This is a genomic window from Agreia sp. Leaf244 (assembly GCF_001422695.1).
GTDB lineage: Bacteria > Actinomycetota > Actinomycetes > Actinomycetales > Microbacteriaceae > Agreia.
In genome coordinates this window covers 219,200-242,755 of the sequence record NZ_LMLX01000004.1, presented here as the reverse complement: position 1 = coordinate 242,755, position 23,556 = coordinate 219,200, and the positions used below count along the sequence as shown (strand labels likewise).

25 protein-coding genes are annotated in these 23,556 nt (G+C 69.0%); 11 read left to right on the top strand and 14 right to left on the bottom strand.

Features of this window, described 5'->3' with window-relative positions:
* Positions 1–88: 88 nt before the first annotated feature.
* The 4 genes from ASF06_RS13155 to ASF06_RS13140 all read left to right on the top strand — a co-directional run bounded on the left by ASF06_RS13155 (position 89) and on the right by ASF06_RS13140 (position 4,461).
* Complete coding sequence (locus ASF06_RS13155) at positions 89–427, top strand: cupin domain-containing protein (protein WP_055947864.1); 339 nt, start codon at positions 89–91, stop codon at positions 425–427.
* A gap of 103 nt (positions 428–530) precedes the next feature.
* Positions 531–1,430 (top strand): SDR family oxidoreductase, encoded by a 900-nt coding sequence (locus tag ASF06_RS13150; protein WP_055947861.1) that lies wholly within the window; start codon positions 531–533, stop codon positions 1,428–1,430.
* Complete coding sequence (locus ASF06_RS13145) at positions 1,427–2,929, top strand: alpha/beta hydrolase (RefSeq protein WP_082500939.1); 1,503 nt, start codon at positions 1,427–1,429, stop codon at positions 2,927–2,929. Before ASF06_RS13150 ends, ASF06_RS13145 begins: the two co-directional genes overlap by 4 nt.
* The gene (locus tag ASF06_RS13140; protein WP_235501006.1) at positions 2,920–4,461 is read left to right on the top strand and encodes a GMC family oxidoreductase; all 1,542 of its coding nucleotides are present in this window, start codon (positions 2,920–2,922) and stop codon (positions 4,459–4,461) included. The genes ASF06_RS13145 and ASF06_RS13140 overlap by 10 nt, the downstream gene beginning before the upstream one ends.
* Positions 4,462–4,587: 126 nt before the next feature.
* On the opposite strand, the gene ASF06_RS13135 is transcribed toward ASF06_RS13140, so the two are convergent.
* Both ASF06_RS13135 and ASF06_RS13130 read right to left on the bottom strand, forming a co-directional pair.
* A complete protein-coding gene (locus tag ASF06_RS13135; protein ID WP_055947858.1) occupies positions 4,588–5,400 on the bottom strand; it encodes an aldo/keto reductase in 813 nt (270 codons plus the stop codon).
* A complete protein-coding gene (locus ASF06_RS13130) occupies positions 5,384–5,638 on the bottom strand; it encodes a hypothetical protein (RefSeq protein WP_055947855.1) in 255 nt (84 codons plus the stop codon). The genes ASF06_RS13135 and ASF06_RS13130 overlap by 17 nt, the downstream gene beginning before the upstream one ends.
* 165 nt (positions 5,639–5,803) lie before the next feature.
* Between ASF06_RS13130 and ASF06_RS13125 the strand changes: the two genes are divergently transcribed.
* The 4 genes from ASF06_RS13125 (at position 5,804) to ASF06_RS13110 (ending at position 8,305) form a co-directional block, all read left to right on the top strand.
* A complete protein-coding gene (locus ASF06_RS13125) occupies positions 5,804–6,391 on the top strand; it encodes a TetR/AcrR family transcriptional regulator (protein WP_162237705.1) in 588 nt (195 codons plus the stop codon).
* Positions 6,388–6,747 carry a DoxX family protein gene (locus tag ASF06_RS13120; RefSeq protein ID WP_055947848.1) on the top strand — a complete coding sequence of 120 codons (360 nt, stop codon included), beginning with the start codon at positions 6,388–6,390 and terminating at the stop codon, positions 6,745–6,747. The genes ASF06_RS13125 and ASF06_RS13120 overlap by 4 nt, the downstream gene beginning before the upstream one ends.
* A gap of 9 nt (positions 6,748–6,756) precedes the next feature.
* Entirely contained in the window at positions 6,757–7,308 is a 552-nt protein-coding gene (locus tag ASF06_RS13115; RefSeq protein ID WP_055947845.1) for a GNAT family N-acetyltransferase, read from the top strand.
* Between the two features lie 160 nt (positions 7,309–7,468).
* Positions 7,469–8,305, top strand: coding sequence for an alpha/beta fold hydrolase (locus ASF06_RS13110; protein WP_055947844.1), 837 nt, complete (start codon positions 7,469–7,471; stop codon positions 8,303–8,305).
* Between the two features lie 114 nt (positions 8,306–8,419).
* On the opposite strand, the gene ASF06_RS13105 is transcribed toward ASF06_RS13110, so the two are convergent.
* Together ASF06_RS13105 and ASF06_RS13100 are read right to left on the bottom strand one after the other, a co-directional pair.
* Entirely contained in the window at positions 8,420–9,082 is a 663-nt protein-coding gene (locus tag ASF06_RS13105; RefSeq protein WP_055947840.1) for a trimeric intracellular cation channel family protein, read from the bottom strand.
* A 32-nt stretch (positions 9,083–9,114) separates the two neighbouring features.
* Complete coding sequence (locus ASF06_RS13100) at positions 9,115–9,855, bottom strand: alpha/beta fold hydrolase (protein WP_055947836.1); 741 nt, start codon at positions 9,853–9,855, stop codon at positions 9,115–9,117.
* Positions 9,856–9,987: 132 nt separating this feature from the next.
* Here ASF06_RS13100 and ASF06_RS13095 point away from each other — a divergent pair, with 132 nt between their 5' ends.
* Positions 9,988–10,632 carry a GntR family transcriptional regulator gene (locus tag ASF06_RS13095; RefSeq protein ID WP_055947833.1) on the top strand — a complete coding sequence of 215 codons (645 nt, stop codon included), beginning with the start codon at positions 9,988–9,990 and terminating at the stop codon, positions 10,630–10,632.
* On the opposite strand, the gene ASF06_RS13090 is transcribed toward ASF06_RS13095, so the two are convergent.
* Positions 10,625–11,524, bottom strand: a complete 900-nt coding sequence (locus tag ASF06_RS13090) for an alpha/beta fold hydrolase (protein WP_055947829.1) — start codon at positions 11,522–11,524, stop codon at positions 10,625–10,627. The genes ASF06_RS13095 and ASF06_RS13090 overlap by 8 nt on opposite strands.
* An 86-nt stretch (positions 11,525–11,610) precedes the next feature.
* Here ASF06_RS13090 and ASF06_RS13085 point away from each other — a divergent pair, with 86 nt between their 5' ends.
* Positions 11,611–12,084 (top strand): MarR family winged helix-turn-helix transcriptional regulator, encoded by a 474-nt coding sequence (locus ASF06_RS13085; RefSeq protein WP_055947825.1) that lies wholly within the window; start codon positions 11,611–11,613, stop codon positions 12,082–12,084.
* Between the two features lie 52 nt (positions 12,085–12,136).
* Here ASF06_RS13085 and ASF06_RS13080 read toward each other — a convergent pair whose 3' ends face one another.
* The gene (locus ASF06_RS13080; protein ID WP_055948503.1) at positions 12,137–13,387 is read right to left on the bottom strand and encodes an FAD-dependent oxidoreductase; all 1,251 of its coding nucleotides are present in this window, start codon (positions 13,385–13,387) and stop codon (positions 12,137–12,139) included.
* Positions 13,388–13,430: 43 nt separating this feature from the next.
* The gene (locus ASF06_RS13075) at positions 13,431–14,366 is read right to left on the bottom strand and encodes an NADP-dependent oxidoreductase (protein ID WP_055947822.1); all 936 of its coding nucleotides are present in this window, start codon (positions 14,364–14,366) and stop codon (positions 13,431–13,433) included.
* Positions 14,367–14,456: 90 nt separating this feature from the next.
* Here ASF06_RS13075 and ASF06_RS13070 point away from each other — a divergent pair, with 90 nt between their 5' ends.
* On the top strand, positions 14,457–14,960 hold the full coding sequence (locus ASF06_RS13070) for a MarR family winged helix-turn-helix transcriptional regulator (protein ID WP_055947819.1): 504 nt from the start codon (positions 14,457–14,459) through the stop codon (positions 14,958–14,960).
* A 315-nt stretch (positions 14,961–15,275) separates the two neighbouring features.
* Here the strand turns inward: ASF06_RS13070 and ASF06_RS13065 are convergent, their stop codons facing one another.
* The 7 genes from ASF06_RS13065 to ASF06_RS13035 are packed head-to-tail and all read right to left on the bottom strand — an operon-like array spanning position 15,276 to position 23,540.
* Positions 15,276–15,848 (bottom strand): hypothetical protein, encoded by a 573-nt coding sequence (locus ASF06_RS13065; RefSeq protein ID WP_055947816.1) that lies wholly within the window; start codon positions 15,846–15,848, stop codon positions 15,276–15,278.
* 3 nt (positions 15,849–15,851) lie between these two features.
* On the bottom strand, positions 15,852–18,230 hold the full coding sequence (locus ASF06_RS13060; protein WP_055948500.1) for a beta-ketoacyl-[acyl-carrier-protein] synthase family protein: 2,379 nt from the start codon (positions 18,228–18,230) through the stop codon (positions 15,852–15,854).
* Positions 18,227–19,231, bottom strand: coding sequence for an aminomethyl transferase family protein (locus ASF06_RS13055; protein WP_162237704.1), 1,005 nt, complete (start codon positions 19,229–19,231; stop codon positions 18,227–18,229). Before ASF06_RS13055 ends, ASF06_RS13060 begins: the two co-directional genes overlap by 4 nt.
* Positions 19,232–19,268: 37 nt before the next feature.
* Positions 19,269–20,567, bottom strand: a complete 1,299-nt coding sequence (locus tag ASF06_RS19720; protein WP_055947811.1) for a DUF6365 family protein — start codon at positions 20,565–20,567, stop codon at positions 19,269–19,271.
* On the bottom strand, positions 20,564–22,810 hold the full coding sequence (locus tag ASF06_RS13045) for a GNAT family N-acetyltransferase (protein ID WP_055947807.1): 2,247 nt from the start codon (positions 22,808–22,810) through the stop codon (positions 20,564–20,566). The genes ASF06_RS19720 and ASF06_RS13045 overlap by 4 nt, the downstream gene beginning before the upstream one ends.
* A 2-nt stretch (positions 22,811–22,812) precedes the next feature.
* Positions 22,813–23,253: a 3-hydroxyacyl-ACP dehydratase FabZ gene (fabZ, locus tag ASF06_RS13040; RefSeq protein ID WP_055947803.1), complete on the bottom strand. Its 441-nt coding sequence runs from the start codon at positions 23,251–23,253 to the stop codon at positions 22,813–22,815.
* Entirely contained in the window at positions 23,250–23,540 is a 291-nt protein-coding gene (locus ASF06_RS13035) for a phosphopantetheine-binding protein (protein WP_055947800.1), read from the bottom strand. The genes fabZ and ASF06_RS13035 overlap by 4 nt, the downstream gene beginning before the upstream one ends.
* Between the last annotated feature and the right edge of the window lie 16 nt (positions 23,541–23,556).

Here is a 23,556-nt window from a genome sequence, read left to right as displayed (position 1 = left end):
GACTCGCCTAGTCAGTGCAACACCTGAGCGTCTTTCAGGGTCTGCGCGACCATTCTGCGCGTCTTCTCTTCTGGCCGATAATCGAAATATGACGGAACAAGTGGAACGACTCACCCTCCTCACGCAGTTGCTACCCGATCGAGTAACCGGTTCGGTGCAGGTGCGTCGGATCACGATGCAGCCGAACGTGGCGGGCGGCCCCCATCATCACAATGGCCCTGTCTTCGGATCCATCGAATCGGGGTCGGTCGTCTTTCAGGTCGACAGCGGCGCGGAAGTGATCCTGCGCGCGGGAGATGTGTTCTATGAACCCCAAGGCGTCTTGATCGATCGGTTCGATGCAACATCGGAGGGGGTCACTTTTTTGGCGTACTTCCTTTCTGGTCCCGACGAGACTCCAGAGCTCCGGCCCGGCCCACCCCTATAGTCCGGAGCTGGCGGCGGGGCCATGACCGCCCCCGCCGCTACCAGATGCTGGGCGGCGCGCAAGGCCCCCGCCCCGAGAGGGCCTCCGATCTACGGTGGTTCGTATGACGGAACGCGACCAGTACACCTTCACGAACCCGGTCACCCAGTACGACCGGGTCGAACCGCCCGTCCAGCACCAGCCCGAGCCCGGGGTGCAGGCGCAGATGACGCCGGTTCCCGACCTCGGTGAGAAGACCTACCGCGGCACCGGGCGGCTCACCGGCCGCAAGGCGCTGATCACCGGAGGAGACTCGGGCATCGGCGGCGCCGTGGCGATCGCCTTCGCCCGTGAGGGCGCCGACGTGGTCATCGTGCACCTGCCCGCCGAGAAGGAGGACGCCGACCGCATCGTCGGCCTGATCGAGGAGGCTGGCACGAAGGGCCACGCGATCGCCGCCGACATCAGCGAGGCCGCCACGTGCCGCGCCATCGTCGACGAGACCGTCAATGTGCTCGGCGGACTCGACATCCTCGTCAACAACGCCGGTAAGCAGGTCGCCGTCGACCGGCTCGAAGACCTGAGCGACGAGCAGTTCGAGCAGACCTTCCGCACGAACGTGTTCGCGAACTTCTGGCTCACCAAGGCCGCCCTCCCCCACCTGCCCGAGGGCGCCACCATCATCAACACCGCCTCGCTCGAGGCCTACAAGCCCGCCCCCGACCGCCTCGATTACGCGTCGACCAAGGCCGCGATCAACAACTTCTCGAAGGGTCTGGCGCAGCAGCTCGCGCCCCGCGGCATCCGCGTGAACATCGTTGCGCCCGGCCCCACGTGGACCGCGCTGCAGGTGTCGGGCGGAGTCTCCGACGAGCAGATGAAGGCCTTCGACGACGAGAGCACCTACCAGCGCTCCGGCCAGCCGGCCGAATTGGCGCCCGCCTACGTGTTCCTCGCCTCCGCCGAGTCGAGCTACGTCTCGGGCGAGACGCTCAACGTCAATGGGGGCATGGTCACACCGTGACCGCCGCCGACGGAACCGTCTTCTTCCTCCCCGGCCTCGGATTCGACGCGGCAGCCGCCGCTCCGATCGCCGACGCCCTCGACAGCCTCGCGGGCAACCGCCTGCGCGCGGTCGGCATCGACCTGCCCGGGCACGGCGGGTCTCCGGATGCGCCGAACGGCTCGGTCTCGGCCCTCGCCGACCGCGCCATCCAGGTCATGGAGGCCGAGGCCGACGGCGGCCCGTTCGTGATCGCGGCCCACAGCATGGGCGGCAAGGTGGCGGCCGTCGTGACCCATCGCATCCTGAGCGGCGAAGCGAACGTGTTCGGCCTTGCCGGGCTCGTGCTGCTCGCGCCGTCGCCGCCGACGCCCGAGCCGATGGCCGACGACAAGCGCGCCGAGATGCTGGCCTGGGCGGAGAACGGTCTCATCTCCGAGGAGCACGCGGTCGAGTTCGTGGCGCAGAACGTGGCGACCGCGCCCGGCGACGACGACGAGCGCGCGGCGATCGCCCAGGTGCGCCTGATGTCGCCGCTCGCGTGGCGACGCTGGCTCACGGACGGCAGCACGGAAGACGTGTCGGAGGAGCTCGGCTCGATCGACCTGCCCGTCGTCGTTCTGGCCGGCGAAGACGACGACGACCTCGGCGCATCCGCCCAGCCGCACCTCGTCGCCAAGCTGTACCCGCGGGCGCGCGTCGTGCCTCTCGCCGAGACAGGTCACCTACTGCCATACGAGCGCCCCGCCGAGGTGGCCGCCGAGATCGTGCGGCTGTGGGATGCGACGGTGTCGGCGAGCCCGCAGCTCACGCCCGAGTGGGGCCGGCTCGTCGCATCCGATCGCACGGCGCCCGAGGCTCGCGGCTTTCTCGCGCGCAGGCTGATCGCCGACGACCCGGACTACAGGCCGCGCGCACTCTCGGCGGCGCAGCTGGCCACGCTTCGCGTGCTCGCCGACCGGCTCCTTCCGCAGCCGGGGGATCGCCGCATCGACCTCGCAGCGCGCGTCGACGACGACCTCGCCTCGGGGCGCGGCGACGGATGGCGCAACGCCGGGCAACCGGATGACGCATCCGCATACCGCCTCGGACTCGACGACCTCGCCGCCCTCTGGCCCGACGACTCGGATGAACAGAACGCGAAGGCCGAGCAGGACGCCCTGATCGCTGGCATAGTCTCGGGCGAGCTGAACGATCACGAGGCGCTCGGTGGAGACGACTGGAAAGGCGCGATGCGCCAGCACTGGTTCGACGACGTGCGCGCCGACCTGACCCGCATCTGGCTGGCGCATCCGGCCTCTCTTGCGCGAGTCGGCTACGACGGCTTCGCCACCAGCGGGGCGGCGACCGGCGACGCGGGTTATGTCGCCGTCGCGGCAGGCCAGCGCGACCCCTGGGAACCGGCCGAACTCGGAAGCGTCGCATCCGACGACGACGATGATGATGCGTACGACGACGATCACGACCGCCTCGTCGCGAACAACACCCGAACCGTCGAGGAGAACCCCGCGTGGATCTGAGCCGCATGCGCACGTACGACCGCGACGAGATCGTCGACGTCGTGGTCGTCGGAACCGGAGCGGGCGGCGGTCCGCTGTTGGCGCGCCTCGCCGAGCGCGGCCTGAAGGTCGTGGCGCTCGAGGCCGGCCCGAACACCGACCCCGACGGCTTCACCAACGACGAGATCGAGTCGCCGCGCATCAACTGGATGTCGGAACGACTGTCGGGTGGCGACGACCCCACCGCGTTCGGCACGAACAACAGCGGCTTCGGCGTGGGTGGCGGAACGCTGCACTGGGGAGCGTTCACTCCGCGCCCCGACGCGCGAGACATGCGGCTGCGCACCGAGATGGGAGTCGGCGAGGACTGGCCGATCGACCACGCCGAACTCACTCGCTACATCGTGGAGGTCGAGCGCACCATCGGCGTCTCCGGGCCGACCCCGTATCCGTGGGACCCGGAGCGCGAGTACCTCGAGCCTCCGGTCGACCGCAACGCCCCCGCCGATCTCATGGCGGCCGGATGTGCGCAGCTCGGCATCCGGGCCACGGACGCGCCGGCGGCCATCCTGAGCCGTGACCGCGACCAGCCGCACTTCGGCGACCGGCGTGCCAGCCAGAACCTGGGCAGCATCCACCAGGGCGAGCGCTACGGAACAAAGGCCACCACCGCGAACACGTATCTGCCCGCGGCCGTCGCCTCGGGCGCGGAGATCCGCCCCGAATCGATGGTGCACGGCATCGAGCTCGACTCGCTCGGCCGCGTCTCAGCCGTGGTCTACCGGCACGACGGCGTGGAGTATCGCCAGCGCTGCGCTGCCTTGGTGCTCGCGGGCGGCGGCATCGAGACGCCTCGACTGCTGCTGAACACCGGGCTCGCGAACTCGTCCGGCCAGGTCGGCCGCAACTTCCTCGCCCACGGCGGCGTGCAGGTGTGGGGCCGCTTCGACGAGCAGATCCGCGGCTACCGCGGTTACCCGTCGTCGCTGATCAGCGAGGACTTCGTGCGCCCCGACGATGTCGGCTTCGCCGGCGGCTACCTCATGCAGAGCCTCGGCGTGATGCCTCTCAACTACGCGAACACACTGGTGCGCGGCGCCGGCCTCTGGGGAGCCGACCTGATGCAGGCGATGGATGCGTGGCGCTACTCGGCCGGGATCGGAATCAACGGCGAGTGCCTCCCGGCAGAGAACAACCGGCTCGTGCTCACCGACGAACGGGACGAATGGGGCGTGCCGCGCGCGCTCGTGACCTTCACGGCCGGCACGAACGAGCAGGCCATCGAAGACCACGCGCTGTCGACGATGACGCAGATCCTCGAGGCGGCGGGAGCGCAGGAGACGCGGGTGCTCGCCCGCACCGCGCACACCCTCGGCACGTGCCGCATGAGTGCCGACCCGTCTGCGGGCGTGGTCGATGCGGACGGCCGCAGCCACGACATCCCGAATCTGTGGATCTCGGACAATTCGACTTTTCCGAGCGCGCTCAGCGCGAACCCGTGCCTGGCGCAGCTGGCCCTGTCGCTGCGCACCGCCGACCGCATGCTTGCCTGACGCTTCGCGGGCCGTTTTTCCGTTCAACAGGATGGATTGACGACACTCGGGCCGCTGAACCGTGACACGCCGACGAGACCTCGAATCGTCCTGTAATACCTGAATCCGACAGGCAGCGCAGGCGGATCAGAGCATCTCGAGTGGCACGGGTTCTGTCGGGGGCGGGAATGCCTCGTCGAGGCGGGCGAGGACTTCAATGGAGAGTGTGAGCTCGCGGGCCGCCGCGTTCTCGCGCACGTGAGCGGCAGTCGACGCCTTCGGGATGGAGAGGACGCTCCCGCTGCGCATCGTCCACGCGAGCGCTACCAGCATGGGCGTCGCTCCGAGGTCGCGGGCGATGTCGGAAAGCGCTGCGTTGCCCAGCAACCGCCCCTGCTCGACCGGCGAGTATGCCATGACGGGCATACCTCTCGTCGAGGCGAACGGCAACAGGTCGAACTCGGGTCCGCGGCGGGTGAGGTTATAGAGCACCTGGTCTGTCTGGCAGCCCTCGGGCAGCTCGGCGAGTTCATCGGCGTCGAGGTTGCTCACGCCCCAGGAACGGATGGAGCCGTCGGCGACGAGCTCTTCGAACGCATCGACCGTCTCGTCGAGCGGATGCCGACCACGCCAGTGCAGCAGGTAGAGGTCGAGGCGGTCGGTGCCGAGGCGGCGCAGGCTCGCGCGGCAGGCCTCGACCGTGCCCGCGCGCGAAGCGTTCGAGGGCAGCACCTTGCTCACAAGGAAGACCTCGTCGCGCCGACCCGCGATCGCTTCGCCGACGAGCTCTTCGCTGCGCCCGCCGCCGTACATCTCGGCGGTGTCGATCACGGTGAGGCCGAGATCAATGCCGGTGCGCAGCGCGTCGATCTCGGAGTCGCGCGCCGCGGGCGAGTCGCCCATGTTCCACGTGCCTTGGCCGAGAGGGGGAACCTGTGTGCCGTCAGGAAAGGTGATCATGCTCTCTACCCTGCCACCGTCGCGGGATGCGACCACGAAGCACCCGAATCAGGTACGTGACGCAGATCCACAGAAATGCGACGCTGATCACGAGCAGCACGCTCAGGATGATCCAGGACAGCCACAGCGGCGTGTTGCGTGACCCCACGGTGTCGAGTAGAGGCTCGCCCCACCGGTCGACCATGATCCAGATGATCGCGGCGACCACCGCGGCGAGCGCGATGGCGCCGACCGCCATGCGCGCAACGCTAGCCGGAGACCACGTCTCCTGCGACTGACGACGGCTACCCATCGCGATTATCCTCCTTGGCTCCTGACCACTGTCTCACCTGAAGTGGACAAGACGAGAGGAAAACGGGCATAATGAACACGTTCAGCGAACGTGTTCATTGGAGGACCGACCGTGCCCACTCGAAGCGAGCTCAGGGACTCCACGCACAGGAGGGTGCTCACGGCGGCCGACCACCTCTTCCGGCAGCGCGGCTTCGATGCGACCACCATCCGCGACATCGCCGAGGCGAGCGGGGTGAGCGTCGGATCGGTCATGGCTTCCGGAGACAAGAACGCCCTCTTGGTGCAGGTCTTCGACTCGCTCATCGAAGACGGCCACGCGCGACCGGCCGCCGAAACCGACCCGGCCGATTCGTGCGCCGGGCGCATCCTGCAGCTCGTGCAGCCGTTCGTGACCCTCTTCGCCGAGCGGCAGGACCTGTCGAGAACGTACGCCGCGATCCAGGTCTCGGGCAGACAGTCGTCACCGCTGTTCACGCAGCTCGCCGCGCTGCTCATCGACGAGATCGCGTCGACCCTGGCACAGCACGGCTGCACGCCGCCCGACGCGATCGACGGCACCGCCCGTTCGGTCTACTTCGCCTACATCGGCACGCTGTTCAGCTGGTCGGCTCGCGAGACGATCATCGAGGCCGAGCTCTTCGACAGCCTCCACCTCACCTTCGCCTCGATCTGCACCTGCACGGAGCCCACCTCATGACCCTTCTCCCCGACGCGTGGTGGCCGACAGCGCTTCTCGCCCTCGTTCTCTTCGTCGATGCCGCGATGTCGATCCGGCCTCCGCAGTTCATCCGGGACTGCCTCGCCGGCGTGAACTTTCCGCGCGAGTGGTGGTGGACGCTCATCGTCATCAAGACTCTCGCGGTCGTCGGCCTCATCGCCGGCATCTGGATGCCCGGGGTCGCGTTCGCCGCGAACGTGGGCGTGATCGTCTACTTCTGCAGTGCGGCTGCGTCGCACATCAGGGCGCGCAACACCGGCCCGGCGTTCTGGATCAACTGCCTCGGCATGCTGGCACTGTCCATCGCCGTTCTGGTCCTGTCACTCACGCTGTAGCGTCGAACGATGACGATGAACGGCTTCTCGGCAGGAACTTCGGGACGCGCGCATTCCCTCACCGTTCGACCGGCCGACCTCGATGGCCCTGACAACGCGGCTGTCGGCCGCCTCGTCGAGGCGTACCTGACGCAGACCGAGTCCGAGAAGGCGGCCCATCTCGGCGAGGGCCACGACACGAAGGCGCACGGGCTCCCCGAACGCTACCGCGACGAGGTCGCCGACCCCCGACGCGCTTATGCCGGCTCGGTCGTCTCGGTGGCCGAAGTGAACGGCTCACTTATGGGACTCGTCATCGTGCAGCGGAACGAGGCCGCCCGCGAGATCAAAAGGCTCTGGGTCGATCCCGGTGCGCGGGGTCTGCGCGTCGGCTCGGCCCTGATGGATGCGGCGCTCACCCGTCGCGATCTTCCCATCCGCCTGACCGTATGGGACTGGCGCGACGGCCCCGTGCGGCTGTACCGCTCCCGCGGCTTCGATCTCGTCGAGTCCTGGGATGACCGGCCGCGGCTGCTGTGCATGGAACTCGCGCCTGATCGAGTCGTCGATCTCGACGAATGACGGGCGTCCGTTGAACAGATGTCGGAACCTCCGCCTCTCCCTCGATTAGGCCGTTCCGCGGAGTTAGTGTGAGACCGCTCCCCCCTTCATCGGGGAGCGGAATGCCCACATCTCGTCGTCCCGAGCACGACTTGGTTCGACACGAAATCGGAGGTCAATCATGGCGTTTGTGACAACAGAAGATGGCACGGAGATCTACTACAAGGACTGGGGATCGAAGGACGCCCAGCCCATCGTGTTCCACCACGGCTGGCCGCTGTCGAGCGACGACTGGGACGCGCAGATGCTGTTCTTCCACTCCAAGGGCTACCGGGTCATCGCGAGCGACCGTCGCGGCCACGGTCGGTCGACCGACATCGGCACCGGCCACGACATGGACCACTACGCCAGCGATGTCTCGGCCGTCGTCGAGCACCTCGACCTGAAGAACGCGATCCACATCGGTCACTCCACCGGTGGCGGACAGGTCGCCCGCTACGTCGCGCAGTACGGGGAGCCGCAGGGCCGCGTCGCAAAGGCCGTGCTCGTCTCATCCGTGCCCCCGCTGATGGTGAAGACCGACGCGAACCCCGAAGGAACGCCCATCGAGGTCTTCGACGGATTCCGCGAAGCCCTCGCCGCCAACCGGGCCGAGTTCTACGTGGCCGTCGCATCCGGCCCGTTCTACAGCTTCAACCGTGAAGGCGCGAAGGTCTCGCAGCCGGTGATCGACAACTGGTGGCGCCAGGGAATGACGGGCAGCGCGCTGGCACACTACGAAGGAATCAAGGCCTTCTCCGAGACCGACCAGACCGAAGACCTGAAGGCGATCAGCGTTCCGGTTCTCGTGACGCAGGGCGACGACGACCAGGTCGTTCCCTACAAGGACGCGTCGCTGAAGCAGCACGAGCTGCTGCAGAACTCCACGCTCAAGATCTACGAGGGCTACCCGCACGGCATGCTGACGACGCACGCCGACGTGATCAACCCCGACCTGCTGGCGTTCATCCAGCAGTAGCTCGACCCGAGCGCCCTCGCTCTCGAGCGAGTGTCGCCCGTGGCGACGGATGTTGCCGGTCGCCCGGCAACATCCGTCGCGTTCAGAAACACTCAGCGCGCGGAGACTCCCCCGTCAGGCTCGGCCGCTTCTCCATGCGACCCGGGGCAGGGGCCGTTGTTCCGGGAACCTCCAGTTGAAGCGCACGGCGCCGATCCGCACGACCGTCGTGATCGCGATGCAGACGATCCCGGCGATCGGTATCGGCACACTGACGGCCACGAGCAGGATGAGAGCTGCCGCGCCCGCGCCCGCGGCGACGACGAAGAGCTCTCCGACCTGAAGGAAGGCGACGGGCAGCCCGAGCAGCAGATCACGGATGATCGAACCGCCCACCGCACCCACCACCCCGACCAGCAGCGCACCGACCTCGCCTACACCCAGCGAGAGGGCCTTCGTCGTGCCGATGGCCCCGAAGGTTCCGATGACCACGGCGTCGAGCACGACGACGACCCAGTCGACATGCCGCAAGAGTGGCTGAAGCGCCATGCCGAGCAGCGCGGCGGCGGCCGCGACGACCAGGTACCAGCTGCTCCAGACCACCACGGGCGGCTGGTTGAGAATCACATCTCGCAGCAGGCTCCCGCCGAGCGCGACTCCCATGCCGATCACCATCACACCCAGGATGTCGATGCGCCGTTCTCTCACACCGGCGGCGAACAGGGCGCCCTGCAGACCGCCGAGGCCGGCCGCGAGGAGCTCCGCCCACAGCGGGATTCCGAATACCGCGACAGTCATGATCGTTGCCTTCCCGCGGTGGATTCGGTCGGCTACCGAACGGTCTCGCGCACCGCATCGAGGATGAGATCGGCGACCGCTCCGGGCTCGGACACGGTCACGGCGTGGGATGCATCGAGCTCGACCGCGCGCGAGCCGGCTCGCGCCGCCATGAACCGCTGGGCCTCGGCGGGAACGGCGAGGTCCTGCAGGGTGATCAGCGTCCACGAGGGAATGGTCTTCCACCCCGCCTTGGTCGCGGCGTCGGCCAGGGCCGCCCCGGCGATCGGACGCTGGGTCGCTGCCATCAGCGCCGCCGTGCTCTCCGAGACGTCGGCAGCGAAGACGGCACGGAACGCGTTCTGCTCGATGTAGAGGTCGTCGCCGCTGTTCGGGCCCGCCGCGTAGGGGGCCTGGGTCAGAGCGGTTCCGAGCTCGCCGCCCGGGAACTTGCCTGCGAGGTCGCTCGTGCTCTCGCCCGGCTCGAGGAGGAAGCTGGCGATGTAGACGAGCGCGCGCACAGTGTCGGCCCCGTCGGTCGCTTCGCTCAGTACCGAACCGCCGTACGAGTGGCCCGCAACGACGACGGGGCCGTCGATGTGATCGATGACACTGCGAAGGTACTCGGCATCCTGGGCGAGGCCGCGGAGCGGGTTGGCGACGGCGACGACGGGCAGACCCTCGGAGTGGAGGCGCTCGATGACACCGTTCCAGCTCGACGACTCGGCGAAGGCTCCGTGCACGAGCACGACGGTGGGCTTGGTGTTCTCGGGGGCGAAGGCGTTGGTCGACATGGTGTTTCCTTTCATGGTTTGTCGGTGGTGATACGCAATATATTGCATGCTCATGACAAAGGACAAGAGGGCGGAAAAATTCCCACGCCGCCTCGAGTTGCTCCGCAGCCCACAGTGTGCGCAATATATTGCATGCCTATTCCCGGAGATGGTCGCCCCATCGATCGAACGCTGCTGCGAAACAATGTCTACGAGCGTCTGCGTGATGCCGTCGTCGATGGAACGTTTGCGCCCGGCGAACAGCTGAAGGACGTCGACCTCGCCACATGGCTCGGGGTCAGCCGGACTCCCGTGCGCGAGGCGCTCCTCCGACTGGCTGCGAGCGGCCTGGTCGTGGCGCAGCCGGGCAAGTCCACGACAGTCAGCGCTATCGACGACCGAGCTGTGCGCGATGCCCGCGATGTGCTGGCCGCCATGCACCAGCTGGCGGTGCGCGAAACCGTCGCCATCCTGACCGACGACGACCTCGACCGGATGCGAGCAGCGAACCGCTCGTTCTCGGCTGCGATCGCGGCCGGAGATGTGGACGCCGCCCTCGCGGCCGACGAGGAGCTGCACGCCGTGCCTGTGCGCGCACTGGGGAACAAGGCCGTCGCCGCCGTTCTCGACCAATTCGGCCCGGTGGTTCGCCGAGTCGAGCGTATGCGATTCGCGTCGAGCGGCACGGCGTCCGTCGACGCGCACGACGAGCTGATCGCGTTGTGCGCTGCCCGTGACGCGGAAGGTGCGGCCGCGGTCGCGTTCGAGACCTGGCACAGCCTTCCCGTGGTCACATAGATGTCTCGCCGTCGACGCCGGAGATGACGTCGAGCATCGCGGCCGCCAGCCTCTCGGGCGCCTCCTGCGCTACGAGGTGGCCCACTCCCTCGATGTGAACCGCTGTGAACTCGCGACCGCTGACGGCTCGGAACGAGTTCGCGGTGAACGGGGCATTCGGCCCGTCGACCGCGAGCACCGGCACGGAGATCGAATGGTCCCGCGCAAGTGCGGCGGTGGCCCCCTTGTCTGTGAAGATCGCCCTGTAGAGACTCTCGGTGCCGCGCCATCCGTTCACCCGAGAGTATGTGCGCACGAACTCGTCGAGGTCTGCCTCGGTGACCGCGCCCTCGGTGCCGCTCATCAGCGGATACGCCCAGTCGGCGAGGAGGGTGCGTTCGCGGCCGGGTAGCAGCAGGCTCGGAATTCCGGGGGCGCCCAGGAACCCCACGTGCCACGATCCGAAGCCGTTCACGTCGGCGAGTTGCTCGAGCCCGAAGCCCACCAGACTCGACTCGGTCGCCGTGAAGCTGAGGAGGTCGTCGGGGTGGGTCGCGGCGAAGCGGAAGGCGACCCCGCCGCTGATGTCCTGGCAGAGCAGGTGCACCGGGCCGACGCCGAGGTGGTCGACGAGGTGATGCAGATCGTCTGCGGCGACCTGCGGCTCCCATGTCCCGTCTGTGGTCGCGGAATCTCCGAATCCCCGAAGGTCGAGCGCGTAGACGCGGTGTGTGCGGGCGAGCAGGGGAATGAGCTTGCGGAACGCCCACCAGGTCTCGGGCCATCCGTGCACCAGCACGATGGGCGATCCCGTCTCGCCGGCGGAGACGTAGTGCAGCCGCGTGTCGTTCACGTCGACCAGGTGGTGAGTGACCTCGGCGATGGTTGCGCCCAGCGGGGTGATGACGGTCATGATTGCTCCTTAATTAGACAACAAGGTTGTCTAATCACAATAGACAACAGGGTTGTCCATGTCAATACGCGTCGTACACTGTGGCTATGTCCAGAAGAGGTGCCGATCTCGCGCTGCTGCTGCTCGCCGGCTTCCGCAGCATGGCCGACCGCGGCTCGGAAGAGCTGTCGAAGCTCGGATACGACGACGTGCGGCCGGTGCATGACTTTGCGCTCCACTCGATCCTCGCCGGGGCCGACAGCGCCTCCGAGCTCGGGCGGGCGATGTCGATCACCAAGCAGGCGGCCGCCAAGACGATCACGCTGCTCGAGGGCCGCGGCTTCGTGACACGGGAGCCGGACCCCTCCGACAAACGCCGCATGCAGCTGCGGGTCACCGAGCGCGGGCTGACGATGATGCGCGAGGGCGAGGCGATCTTCGACCGGCTCCGCGCCGAGTGGGAGAGCCAGGTCGGGGCAGACGCGGTGGCCGCCCTCGAGCAGACCCTGCAGAGCTATGTGGGAGCCGACGTCATCCGCCTCGACACCCCGGGGTGGGATGCGCGGGATCCCGAGGCCTGAGGCAACAGCTGCGGCCCGGCCTACCGGCCTACCGGCCTATCGGCCTATCGGCCTACCTGCCCGAGGACTCTGGCCGGCGCGCGAATGCCGGAACGCGCTCGGGTCGCGGCCCGATGCCGATGAACCGCGCGGCGACGCCGGAAAGCGCGGGCACGGTTCGCACGAGAGTCAGAAGACCGCGCGGCGGCCGGGCGACTCGCGCGTCGAGCGCCGGATCGATGAGTCGCCGGTGCAGCACCCGCTGCAGGCCCTGGATGAGCACGGTCGGCAGGAGGCGACGTCGTCGAACCCGTGCGAGCACCCGGGAGCCGCCGTCTGCGAACTCGCCCCGCAGCAGCGGTGACGCGATGATGCGGGCGGTCGCGACGGCATCCTGCACGGCGAGATTGATGCCCACGCCGCCGACCGGCGACATGGCGTGGGCCGCGTCACCGATGCAGAGCAGGCCGGGCCTGTGCCACCTCGTGAGCCGGTCGAGCTTGACGTCGAGATGCTTGACGTCGTCCATCGAGTGGAGGTTGTGCACGTCTGCTTCGAGCTCGGGCACGAGGGATGCGACGTCGGCCCTGAGCGCGTCGACGCCCCGAGCCCGCAGCTGGTGATCGGTGCCCTTCGGCCCGAGGGAGGCGATCTGCAGGTAGCCCTGCCGAGGAATGCAGATCATGACATGACCGCCGCCCAGTCGGGGTATCAGCTGCTCGCCCACGAATCTCGTCGTCGTCACGCGGAACCACCACGCATCGAAGTCGACCGCGAACCTCTTCACCGGGAGTTTCGCCGCCGCGCGCACGGTCGAGGAGCGTCCATCGCAGGCCACCACGAGGTCGGCCCTGATCTCTCCGGCCCCGTCGGGTGATTCGTACCTCACGCCTACGGCCCGGCCACCCTCACGGATGACGCCGGTCACCTCGTGCCGCATCCTCAGGGTGAACGCGGGCTCGGCCCGGCCGGCGTCGGCGAGCAGATCCAGCAGATCCCACTGCGGAACCATGGCGATGTAGGGGTGCGCCACCGTCAGTCGACCGAAGTCGGCCATGGTCACCTCCGAACCATCGCCGGCCGGCAGCGAGACCGTTCTGATCTTCGAGTGCGGCAGGGCGTCGAAGCGGTCGAACAGACCGAGATCATCGAGCATCGTGAGCGTACTGGGGTGCACGGTGTCTCCGCGAAAGTCGCGCAGGAAGTCGGCGTGCTTCTCGAGCACCGTTGTGCGAACGCCGGCGCGGGCGAGGAGAAGGCCGAGAAAGAGCCCGGCCGGTCCGCCGCCCGCGATGACGACGCTCGCATCCGATTGCCCGGTCATGACCATCACGCTAGGCAGCGCGGGGTCGATCGTGCAAGGGCGCTCACGCGTTGGGCAGCACGATCACCTTTCCGCGCAGTGTGCCGTCGGCCGCCTGCTGGTGGATGCCGGCGAGCTCGGCGAGCGGCACCCGCCGGGCGATCTCGACGCGCAGAACACCCTCGTCGACCAGCGAGACGATGCGGGCCAGCCGCTCGGCGTCGCTGCGCACATACATAACGACCGAACGCACGCCGCGGCTCTCGTCGCTCGGTGCCGGCATCCACGCGGTCGTGCTCACGACCACGCCGCCGTCGCGCACGAGACCGACGAGCGCCGTGAACTCCTCGGGATCGATGGGCGCCAGGTTCAACAGCACGTCGACCGGTTCGGTGACCGCGTCGAGCACGCTATCCCGTGTGTGGTCGATGACGACGTCGGCGCCCGCCGCGCGCACGCTCTCGTGGCTGCGCGCACTGGCCGTAGCGATCACGTTCGCGCCGGCGTGCTTGGCGAGTCCGATCGCGAATCCGCCGACCGCGCCGCCGGCGCCCACGATCAGCACCCTCTGGCCCTCGGCGATCGACGCCTCGTCGAAGAGCGCCTGCCAGGCGGTGAGGGCGACAGAGGGGATGGCCGCGGCATCGGCGAGGGGAATACTCGAGGGCGCCGCGACCAGCACGTTCGCCGGCGCGATGACGAACTCGGCCGCCGCCCCGGGCGCGGTCATGGGCAGGAAGCCGATGACGCGGTCGCCGACCGTGAAGCCCGAGACGTCGTCGCCGAGGGCGTCGATCGTGCCCGACACGTCGTAGCCGGGGGTGTGCGGCAGCGTTACCGGAATGGGCAGGAAGCCCGCGCGGATTCCGTTGTCGGCAGGGCTGAACGCCGAGGCCGCGACCCTGATCCGCACCTCGCCGCTTCCTGGAGTCGGGGTCTCCACGTCGTCGAGCTTCAGAACGCTCGGTTCGCCCGTGACGTGGAATCGCATTGCCTTCATGATGTCTCCTTCAGTCTGTTTTGCTTCGATGTCGAAGCACTTGTCATGACCATAACACTGCTTCGAAGTCGAAGCAACTAGAATCGATGCATGACCGACGAAGCCGCCTCCCTGAAACCCGCAGAGCTCGGCGCGTACTTCGCGCTCATCGAGGTGAGCAGCCTGCTGCGCCACGCTGTCGAGCTGCAGCTCAAGGAAGCCGGCGGGCTCAGCTACGTGCAGTTCCAGCTGCTGGCGACGCTCGGCGACTCACCGAAGGGGGCGATGCGCATGACCGACCTGGCCGACGGCGTCGTCTACAGCCGCAGCGGCCTCACGCATCAGGCAGGGCTGCTCGAGACCGCCGGCCTCGTGACCCGGGCGCCGTCGGTCGACGACGAACGCGGGGTGACGGTGACGATAACGGATGCGGGCCGGGCCGTTCTGGCGACTGTGTTCCCCGGCCACATCGACGTACTCAAGAAGGTTTTCCTGGCTCCTCTCGGCGCCGCCGACGTCGAGGAACTCGCGCGCACGCTGACGATGGTGCGCGACCACATGCGGTTGACCCCTCCGCGCTCCGCGGCTCCGCGCAGGCGCGGCGGCAGCCGCTAGCCGGGCGGACTCTTCTGTCTCGGGCCCCTTCGACAGGCTCAGGGAACGGGGGCTCAGCCGGTGGTCGAGGCCGGCTTCGAGCGAGGGCTGCCATCGTGTGGCGCCGTCGCGCCCATCCAAGCGCTGGCGAAGGGCCACATGACGCCACACGACCCAGGCTCGTCAATCGCGTAGCGGCGTCGTGCCCATCCGCCGCGCCGGGATGGGCGCGATGACGCCACACGGCGCTGAGGATTCGTCTCGCCGACGAGCCCTTTGATTGCATGGCCCTTCGACAGGCTCAGGGAACGGGGGCTCAGGGAACGGGGCACAGGCTCAGAGAGCGGGCGCACGCCGCAGGTCGCGCACCTCCAGCGCAGGGCGGCCGCCGCTCGGCACCGCGATGCTCCACACGAGGCCTGGCTCGAGATGCGTGAACACCCTCCAGGCCGAATCGGCGGTGCTGTTCCATCCGTTCGCGTACGACTCCGGCATCACGAGCTCCCCGGGCCGGGGCCGTCGATGCGCCTGCCCGCCTGCCTTCCAGATCGCCTCGGCCTGGGTCCACTGCTCGATCGACACGATGGATGCGCCCGTCACCCGGGTCAGGAATCTGAACGCGGCGGGCCGGCTTCTCGGGGCCTCGACATCGACGCCGACCGGCCGCCCCGAGCGCGCCGCCAGCACGACGCCCCCGGAGTGCGTCGCCGACCAGGTGTCGCGACACCGAGCGCACGACGACGCCCCGAAGCGGTCTCGTTCGATGACACAGGGGTGCGGGCCCGACGAGCAGTCGCCGAGGCTCGCCGCCCGTGTCACCGCGCGCAGACCGGAAGGCGCGCGCCCGCGTCCGAAGTCGTCGACGCGCGTCGACTGCGCGGCGAAGATCCAGATGCGGGGGTGCGCCACGGGTCAAGATCCCGCCCGCTCCACGACGACCGACTGATAGCTGCCGCCGACCTCGTACGACGAGACGAGTGTTCTCGAGACCGCGGCGTCGAGACCATCGACGGAGACGAGGGCAGGCGGCGCGCCGACCGGAACGGCCCTGCTGGCGGGGATGCGTCCGGCCTGGCCCATCCAGATCGCCTGCGCCACCCCGAGCAGGGCCGAGGCCGCACCCGCGTCGCCGAAGACGCTCTTCGGCGCGGTCAGGGGCACGCCCGCGATGCCGGCGAGCTCGAGCGCGTCTCGCTCGAGCCCGTCGACCTGATCGCGACCGCACGCGGCCGAGACGATCGCGTCGACCGCGGATGCGTCGACCGCGGCATCGGCGAGCGCCAGCGTGAACGAGCGCGCCCAGGCCTCGCTCCCCTCGCTCAGGCGCCCTGCTCCACTCGCGTCGCCCGTGAGCCCGAATCCCGAGAGCCTGCCCAGCACGGACTCGCTCGGCGCCAGGCCCTCGCGTTCGAGGAGGATGGCGACTCCCGCGCCCCCGAGAAGGCGGCCCGAACGCCCGAACGGCACCGAGTCGGTGCGGGCGAGATAGCCGGGAATGCGCGCGTATCCGGCGAGCATGGCCGCGGGGGACTCGTCGGCGCCCACGACCATGATGCGGTCGGCCGCTCCCCTGGCGATCAGGGCGCTGGCGAAGTGCAGGGCCGAGATCCCGCTGGTTCCCCCGGCCGAGATCGTGGCGGTCGGCCCCTGCAACCTGTTCAACAACGCCACGTGCCCCGCGGCCGCGTTCATGACCGTGTTCGGGAACAGGCGGGTGTTTCCCGTTCCGGTCTCGAGGAGTTCGCGTTCGAAGGCCTCGATGGTCGAGACCGGTCCGGTGCCCGTGGCCGAGAACAGCCCCGTGCCCGTCGCCTCCTCGCGCGACAGTCGGCGCTCGCGCAGCAGCTGGCCGGCCGCGATGGCGGCCCGGCGACCGAGGGTGTCCATTCGTCTCAGGTGCTGCGGATTGATGCCCGCCGTGAGGTCGGCCGAGGGGATCTCCGCCGTCACGAAGGCTCCGAAGTGCTCCAGCTGCACGGTCTCGCTGCCGAAGACGGGCGTCGCCTCGAGAAAATGCCGGCGCACATCCGATGTCGTCGCCGCCGATCCGGCGATCGCGCCGATGCCCGTGACGACCACACCGTGACGAGGGACGTCGGCCTCGGGCCCGGAGGGACGGGAGCGGATCACGAGCGACGCGTTGTTGCCGCCGAACGCGAAGGAGTTCGAGACGACGACGGAGAGCTCGGCGGCCCGGCCGACCCCGGCGACGATGTCCACGTCGTCTGCCGCGTCCGTGCCCTCCGGCACGTGCGTCGGCGGAATCTGCTGATTCATCAGGGCGAGCACCGAGACCACCGCCTCCACGGCTCCCGCTGCGCCGAGCGTGTGGCCGATCATCGACTTCGTCGAGCTGATCGGGGGCGGCGATCCGGCCCGCAGGTGCGTGATGACCTTGCGCTCCACGGAGTCGTTCGCCGGCGTTCCGGTGCCGTGGCCGTTCACGTAGTCGATGTCCTCGGCGCCGAGCCCCGCCATCTCGAGCGCGGATTCCATGGCGCGGAGCGCACCCCGACCATTCGGGTCGGGAGCGGTCGCGTGATACGCATCGGCGCTCAGGCCGTAGCCCGCGATCTCGGCGTGGATGCTCGCGCCGCGGGCCAGCGCGGACTGCTCGGTCTCGAGCACCAGGAAGCCGGCTCCCTCTCCGAGATTCAGCCCGGAACTGCGCGTGTACGGGGCACAGGGCAGCGGGTCGAGCGCACCCAGGCACGAGAATCCTCCGAACGACAGCAGCGCCAACGGATCGACTCCGCCGGCCAGCACGAAGTCGGAGGTTCCCGACTCGAGCAGCTCGACGGCGTAGGCGATGGCCACGGCGCCCGCCGCGCAGGCGTTCGACTGCACGCTGCGCGGACCGAGGAGGCCGAACGTCGACGCCAGGTGGTCTGCGACGCTGTGCAGCGGGTAGTGGCGCAGCAGGGCGGTGTTCGCCGAGCGCAGTCCCCGCCTGATCCACTGGTCGTGGAACTGCTGCCCGCTTCGAGCCCCGCCCAGCGACGTTCCCAGCGAGATCGCGATGCGCTCGCCCCGGCCCTCCGGCACGCCCGAGCCGGCCAACGCCTCCCGGGCCGCATGCACCGCCAGCCGGTGACAGCGGTCGAGATAGGTCGACCGAGAAGCCGGCAGCCCCCAGACCTGACCGCCCATGGAGCTGATGAGGCCGTCGGTCGGCACGACCGTGGTCGGCGCGATGCCGCTGGTACCGCTCATGATCGACACCCAGCTCTCGTCGGCGTTGCGGCCCGACGCGGCCTGGAGCCCGATGCCCGTGACGACGATCCGGCTCATGATCCGATCGGCTCCGCCCACGAGACGAGGTCGACCGCGGGGCGCGACACGGTCAGCAGCTCGACGCCGTGCGACGTGAGCGTGAGGCCGGGCACGTGAAAGGGCGTGTCGAGAACCGCGAGCGCGAAGCCGTCGGGCAGGCCCGCTCTCGCGAGAGACACCTGGATGCGCCCGACCTGCGTCTCGCCCGCGAACACGGGGGCGCCCACGTCGGGTGCATCGGCGCCGGGCGCCGTGACGGCGACGATACGGCGATCGGGGCGGGCCGCAATGAGAACGGATCGCCCCCTGAAGTCGTCGTCCCGGTCGGCGGAGAGCGTCCAGAGCGCTCCGGCCTCGGCCAGTGACAGGCCGTCGAACTGGGCGGGCACGAGCGGGTGGCTCACCTCGGCCTGCGCTCGGTGCAGGGCGTGGTGATCGACCTCGCCTCCCCCGACCTCGCCGGCCAGCCGCACCGCGAGATCGAGCGCATCGGTCTCGTGAGACGGCGCCTCGACCAGAATGAGATACCCGTACTCCGCGGTCGTGCCGACGCGGGCGAGCAGCGCGGGCGCGGTCGTTCCGGGCACGGAGATGCTCCTCAGCTCGTTCAGGAGCACCGAGGAGATCTCGTCGTCGATGAGCTGCTGGATGGCCCGCCACGACTGCGGACCCTCGACCGATGCCGCCGTGAACCCGGCGGTGACATCGGCCACGGCGACCTGGGGCAGCTCGAGCTCGTGCGCGATCGCGGCCGCATCGATGGTGACGACCTGGTCGGAGACCAGCAGGATCCGCTCGTCTTCGACGACCACGAGAATGAGCGACTCGACTGTGCCGTCGTCGGACAGCGCTATGGACTCGGTCACCGTGCCGGGCTGCGCGAACTCGGTGCGCTTGGCGCAGAGGTGGCTCACGAACGCTGTGCGGTCGGGGCCGGTCACGCTCAGCACGCTCGTGCCGCGACGGTAGGCACCCGCCGTGTTTCTCAGGGCGTGGTAGCCGGCAGTTGTGTCGAGCATCGTCATCAGTTTCCGTTCCGTTTGTGTGGAGTGGGGGTCAGTGGTGCAGGTCGGTGGTGCGAAAGGTGTGGAGAAGGTCGGAGGGCCGCGCGAGCGCCCGCCGCACGACGTCGACCGGGCTGGCCCTCGCGGCTCCGGGATCGCGGAGGACATCCGTCGGTCTTGTGTCTGCCGAGGTCGACAGCTGCGTGCGCACGGCCCCCGAGACAGCCCGGGAGTCGAACACATCGACGCGCGGCACCGACTGCAGATACGGGTTGCCGGGCATCATCGCCCCGACCTCCGAGATCCAGCCGAACGGGTTCACCAGATACGGAAAGTCGTAGCCGGGGAACAGGGCGCGCATGTCGGGGTGCCAGTTCTGCTCGAACTCGTCGGTCGGCTCCGCGACCCCGTCGAGCTCATGCACGAGCGCCAGGCAGGGCGTGCCCATAACGGCCGCCCGGGCCATCGCCGCAGACAGGATGTTGTCGGTGACGTAGAGATCTGCCGCCCCCAGCAGCTCGGAGAAGTCGTCGAGCCCGAGAAACGGGGTGTGCACGAGCGAGACGTTCGAGTACCGATCGCGCGCTGCGGCATCGCGGCGCACCCCCACCACGGTGAGGTCGACGCCCACCAGGCTGAGGCAGTGCAGGATCCAGTCGATGCGCAGGTCGTCGTACGACCTGCCCAGCTGGCGCCCGCGCGTGCGGCCCAACTGGGTGAATCCGGTCGCGGCCCAGGCCGACTGGGCGACCACGACCAGGGCGCGCCCCGGTTCGACGCCGTAGCGTTCGCGAGTCGCCCGCCGCTCGGCGCCCACCTCGGGAACCGAGTCGTACAGCGAGAACGAGCCCGGCGCATCCGGTGTAGCGACCGGAACGGGATGCAGCAACGCCTGCGAATTCTCGACGTGCGGGATGCTCGTCGTCGGCGTGAACCACCGGCGCAGCGCCTCGGCGCCCGGCAGGCCCGCCAGCGTGTTCGTCACCTCGGCGCCCGACAGTCCGAAGCCGAGGGAGTCGAGCATGACGGTGGGCACGACGGGCGAGACGAGATTCTGGATGCCGGCTGCGCCCGGTTCCAGGAACGGCAGGTGGTAATCGGCGAGCACGACGAGATCCGGACTCAGCTGCTCGATCGTCGAGACCACTTCAGCGCCCCTGTTGCGGCGCATGGATCGGACGATCACGTCGACCCCGCTCGCCTTCGCGTAGTCGGCGAGCTGCTCGGTGACGATGAACCTCGTCGTCATTCCAGCGGCCTCGAGGCTGCGGCCCATGACGATGGCGTTGTAGAGCTCGCCCACGCTGTAGCGGCCCGGGCACACGAACACGATCTCGGCGGTGCGACTCATCGGGCGACCTCCGCCGTCTCGACCGAGAGATACCACGAACCGCCCTCGGCGTCAGCGGACTCGGCTTGTGCGGACTCGGCGCGGCCGGACTCGGCGCGGCTGATGAGCGACACCAGGAACGTGTCGGCGCTCGATCGGATCAGCAGCTCGTCGTCGACCCCGCTCGCGACGATGACGAGCACCCTGTCGTCGGCCAGGGGGATACGTGCCGCGCGGGCGAAGCAGGACCACCGGCGCTCCGATCGGTCGAGTGCCCACCAGCCCCTCGGATGCGCGGGGATGAACACCGTCGACCCCCACACCTTGGGAGTGAGGTGCGCGACGATCTCGGGATCGGTCGGCGACGCCCCGCTCCGCAGCGTCAACCGGAGCGCGGCGACCGCGTCGTCGAGCACGTCGATCGACCACGAGGGTCCACGCTCCGGCGGCGTGGAGCTGTAGCCGACGCGCGGGGAGCCGCCCCAGCCCACGCCGCGCTCGAGATCTTCGCGCGCGCTCTGGGTGCTCACCCACAGGCCCGCGGCCCAGTCGTCGATCGGGCCGAGCGTGCGAGAGGTGGGGAACGGCGAGGTGAGAACGCCGTGCCCGAAGGCGGTCCAGCACACGACTCCCCGATCGGCGACGACGACGATCTCACCCGACGGGCCCGATGAGCTCGACGAGCGGGCGACGATCGCCTCGAACCTGCCCCTCGGCTCGGCCACCCAGGCCCCGCTGTCGACGTCGACATCGGCGTCGCGAACGGAGAGCGCTGGAGAGTTCGGGACTCCGTCGATCCGAGCGACGCCGTCGGGGTGGCGGTCGACGCCGTCGCCCTCGTGCGGCGATGCGACGCCGAGCGTCAGGGAGTAGCGGAGCAGAGAGCTCGACGACGTGGCGCGGCCGAGCGCCTGCCCCTCGACGCGCACGAACTCCGCGTCGTGCCACTCGAAGCCCAGTCCCAGGCCCGACACCGGTTCGTCGATCAGGATGCGCCGCCGACTCGCACGAGGCTCGGCGTCAAGGGCGGCCTCGAAATCGACGAGGTCGCGGGGCCACAGGCCGGGCACGTTCGGCGCCCGGTATTGCGGCGACTCGCCGACGAAGGTGCGAACCGTCGCCCCGCGAATCGAGCTCCAGGGTTCGGCCGCGAGCGTTCGGCTCGGGAGGCCGCGCACCACCGTCGTGACCGTGCGGTCCGCGATAGAGATCTCCTTCTGCAGGCGCACCTCATCGACCTGCCAGGCGAGCAGCCATCCGCCCCTGTGCTCGGTGATGAGTGGCGCGTGAGACGGAGGCCGCCGCCAGGCCGAGGGTCTGCCCTCGACCGAGGCCAGCGCATCCCGATACACCGGGCCGGCGTACGACGGATGCCGAACGCTGATCGTGCCGTCGGCATCCACCTCGACCGAGTAGTCGCCCACGGCGACCTCTCGACGAGTGTGACGCCCTCTCGTCGCGGCACGCGTGCCGAGGGGCGGGCGTTCGGCAGGCCCTTCGACAAGCCCTTCGACAAGCTCAGGGACCGAGGAGAACGACGGGGTGACGACGACGCCATTGATCGTGGTGTCGACCGGCGCGTCGTCTTCCATTCGCACGCGCACGCGGATCGCGTCGCCTCGAACGGTGAAGTCGTACTCGACGAGAACCTCGCCGTCGTGCACGGTGACGCCGTGACCGATCGTGCGGTTTCGACCGCCCGCCATCGTTCTCCACGAGAACGTGGAGAACACGTCTGTGAGGGGCACATCGGCCGCCAGCTCGCGCAGCAGCCGCGAGACCACCCCCGGCATGTGGCTGACGAGCTCGATGTAGCCGTCTTGGTCGGGCTGCGGATGCGTCTCGGCCGATCGGAAGCCGACGCGCACGTAGAGGGGAAGCGCCTTCACGTTCGCCGGATTCACCTCGACCCGCAGGGTGGCGATGCCGTCTTCGAGGAGGCGGCCGAAGGAGGTCGTGAAGAGCCGCCCCGCGAGAAATCCCGCGCGGTACCCGGGATCGATCACGAACATGCCCGCGAACAGCTCGTCGTCGCGGGTCACCCTGCGGCCCGACACGCGCAGGTAGCCGATCGTGCCGACGACGCGCCCCCGGTCTTCTGCGATGAGGAAGATGTGCACGCCTCGCTCGGCCAGAACGAGGTTGAGCTGCCGCCCCGTGAGCACCCCCGCGTCTCGCGCCGGCCCGTAGTGGTTGCGGTTGTAGAACTCGGAGACGGCGTCGGCATCGGTCGACGGGTTGTAATCCCGGATCTGGGCGGACATGGCTACGAGTTCGGCAGCGCGATCACGAGCGACCCCGAGGCGACGTCTGCGCCGTTCACGGTGAGCGACACCGAGAAGTCGGTCATTCCGCCGAACCGGGTGCCGGCCGTCGCCCGGATGCGCACCTGATCTCCCGGGCGCACGAGCGTCACGAAGCGAAACCGCTTGACCGACGCGAGGTAGCCGATCGCCGGGGCAGCGGGCTCATCGAGGTCGGCCATGACGAGGCCGCAGAGGTGGCCCGCCGCTTCGATCAGCAGCACGCCCGGGTAGATGGGCTCGCCCGGAAAATGCCCCGCGAACACCGGATCGGAGATCGAGATGTTCTTCAGCGCCGCACCCGACTGCGACGGCACCAGCTCGGTGACCGCGTCGAGCATCACGAACGGATGCCGGTGCGGCAGCCTGCGCAGGATCTGCGCCGCAGTCAGCACCGTGCTCACGGGCGCGGTCGGTTCGCGACGATGTAGTCGGCGACCTTGTTGATCGAGCCGAAGACCGATTTGTCGTCGTCGGTGATGTAGACCTCGAACTCCTCCTCGACCAGGCTGACGATCTCGAGTGTGTCGAGCGAGTCCAGCTCCAGGCCGCGACCGAAGAGCGGCTGGTCGTCTTCGATCATCCCCGCGTCGATCGGAAGCTCCAGCCCCTCCACGAGGAGTGACCGCAGGCGGGCGTTGAGGGCCGAGCGCTGCTCGGCGAGGGCGTGGATCTCAGTGAACGTGCTCATTTCGGATTCCTTCATC

Bases quoted from the DNA above. Each gene is read 5' to 3' on its own strand.
- ASF06_RS13155 (WP_055947864.1), top strand. From the start codon at position 89: ATGACGGAACAAGTGGAACGACTCACCCTCCTCACGCAGTTGCTACCC.
- ASF06_RS13150 (WP_055947861.1), top strand. From the start codon at position 531: ATGACGGAACGCGACCAGTACACCTTCACGAACCCGGTCACCCAGTAC.
- ASF06_RS13135 (WP_055947858.1), bottom strand. From the start codon at position 5,400: ATGATCACCTTTCCTGACGGCACACAGGTTCCCCCTCTCGGCCAAGGC.
- ASF06_RS13130 (WP_055947855.1), bottom strand. From the start codon at position 5,638: ATGGCGGTCGGCGCCATCGCGCTCGCCGCGGTGGTCGCCGCGATCATC.
- ASF06_RS13120 (WP_055947848.1), top strand. From the start codon at position 6,388: ATGACCCTTCTCCCCGACGCGTGGTGGCCGACAGCGCTTCTCGCCCTC.
- ASF06_RS13115 (WP_055947845.1), top strand. From the start codon at position 6,757: ATGACGATGAACGGCTTCTCGGCAGGAACTTCGGGACGCGCGCATTCC.
- ASF06_RS13110 (WP_055947844.1), top strand. From the start codon at position 7,469: ATGGCGTTTGTGACAACAGAAGATGGCACGGAGATCTACTACAAGGAC.
- ASF06_RS13105 (WP_055947840.1), bottom strand. From the start codon at position 9,082: ATGACTGTCGCGGTATTCGGAATCCCGCTGTGGGCGGAGCTCCTCGCG.
- ASF06_RS13100 (WP_055947836.1), bottom strand. From the start codon at position 9,855: ATGTCGACCAACGCCTTCGCCCCCGAGAACACCAAGCCCACCGTCGTG.
- ASF06_RS13095 (WP_055947833.1), top strand. From the start codon at position 9,988: ATGCCTATTCCCGGAGATGGTCGCCCCATCGATCGAACGCTGCTGCGA.
- ASF06_RS13090 (WP_055947829.1), bottom strand. From the start codon at position 11,524: ATGACCGTCATCACCCCGCTGGGCGCAACCATCGCCGAGGTCACTCAC.
- ASF06_RS13085 (WP_055947825.1), top strand. From the start codon at position 11,611: ATGTCCAGAAGAGGTGCCGATCTCGCGCTGCTGCTGCTCGCCGGCTTC.
- ASF06_RS13080 (WP_055948503.1), bottom strand. From the start codon at position 13,387: ATGACCGGGCAATCGGATGCGAGCGTCGTCATCGCGGGCGGCGGACCG.
- ASF06_RS13075 (WP_055947822.1), bottom strand. From the start codon at position 14,366: ATGAAGGCAATGCGATTCCACGTCACGGGCGAACCGAGCGTTCTGAAG.
- ASF06_RS13070 (WP_055947819.1), top strand. From the start codon at position 14,457: ATGACCGACGAAGCCGCCTCCCTGAAACCCGCAGAGCTCGGCGCGTAC.
- ASF06_RS13060 (WP_055948500.1), bottom strand. From the start codon at position 18,230: ATGAGCCGGATCGTCGTCACGGGCATCGGGCTCCAGGCCGCGTCGGGC.
- ASF06_RS13055 (WP_162237704.1), bottom strand. From the start codon at position 19,231: ATGCTCGACACAACTGCCGGCTACCACGCCCTGAGAAACACGGCGGGT.
- ASF06_RS19720 (WP_055947811.1), bottom strand. From the start codon at position 20,567: ATGAGTCGCACCGCCGAGATCGTGTTCGTGTGCCCGGGCCGCTACAGC.
- ASF06_RS13045 (WP_055947807.1), bottom strand. From the start codon at position 22,810: ATGTCCGCCCAGATCCGGGATTACAACCCGTCGACCGATGCCGACGCC.
- ASF06_RS13035 (WP_055947800.1), bottom strand. From the start codon at position 23,540: ATGAGCACGTTCACTGAGATCCACGCCCTCGCCGAGCAGCGCTCGGCC.